At 61.2% G+C, this 1,043-nt stretch carries 2 protein-coding genes; both read right to left on the bottom strand.

Features of this window, described 5'->3' with window-relative positions:
• Nucleotides 1-492 (bottom strand): MlaD family protein (locus ACN269_RS33585; protein ID WP_421477197.1); only part of this gene is annotated, 492 nt, incomplete at its 3' end.
• An 11-nt stretch (nt 493-503) separates the two neighbouring features.
• On the bottom strand, nt 504-1,043 hold a 540-nt coding region (locus ACN269_RS33580; protein ID WP_421477196.1), incomplete at its 5' end, for a hypothetical protein.

The following is a 1,043-nucleotide window of genomic DNA, read 5'->3' as shown; positions in this document are numbered from 1 at the left end:
GTCCGGCAGTGCGGCGTCTGCCTCGTCGACGACGTTCTTGAGTTGGCCGGGATCAAGCTGGTTCAGCATCCTGACAACGCTGGTGCCTAGTTCCGAAATCGACCTCGGCGCGATGATCGAGTCCGCGGCGATGCGCTGCCCGTCCTTGAAAGGCTGGCCGCCGGGTTTCTGCGGTTCGAATTCCAGGTATGCCTCGCCGAGCGCGGAGAGGTTTTCGAGTCTGACAGTGCTGTCGGCCGGGATCGCCGACTTGAACTTGTTGTCGATGAAAAAATGGATGGTGGCGTTCGTCAACGACGTGTCGATCCCCACGACCTTCCCGACCGGTACACCACGTAAGAGGACTTTGGAGCCCGCGACCAGATTGTTAACGTCGGAAACATCCATCACGAGGTTCGTCCGGTCGTCGGGCGGAGCGACGCGAATGCCCAAGTTAGCCAAGTACACTAAGAACCCGGCAATCATGACGGTGAACGCAACGAACACGGCCATTGCTTTAAGCGTCACGGGACGGCCCCCAGCATTCGCAGCACCTGTTCCACATTCGCGGACAACTCCCGCCCATCTGGGCCGACGATCGAGGTGATGTTGATCGCCGGGTGTTTGTCCTGCGCGAGGAAGTACTCATTGAGCAGGGCCCGCCAACGTGGGTACTCTTCCTCCACAACTTGTTTGGCCCCCTGGACCGCTTCGATGGCGTTAGCGATGGAGCCGAGGGCAGGCGCCATCCAGTACCCTCCGTTGTAGATGGTGCCCAACGACGGCAGCGTCGTGCCAAAACTTTTCGCCACGACCGTGGCTCGTTCGAAGCCATCCAATCCCTCGGGTGTGAACCAAAAACTCAGGTTCGGCGCCCACGTGCCCAGGACGTTCGAAGTCTGGTCCAGCCCCTGGATCATGATGTCGGCGGTGTCGAGGTTGTTGGACACGTCGGCGAGGTCGGCGGTCACCTGCGCCACCACCCTGCGCACCTCGTCCTTTGGAGGGGTGATCCGGTTAAGCCGCACGAGCGTGCTCTGCGCGCGCTGGATGGATCCGCTGCC

The sequence above is a fragment of the Micromonospora sp. WMMD736 genome (assembly GCF_049179015.1).
Lineage (GTDB): Bacteria > Actinomycetota > Actinomycetes > Mycobacteriales > Micromonosporaceae > Micromonospora.
The sequence above is the reverse complement of the archived record's forward strand: the minus strand, read 5'-3'. Positions and strand labels throughout refer to the sequence as shown.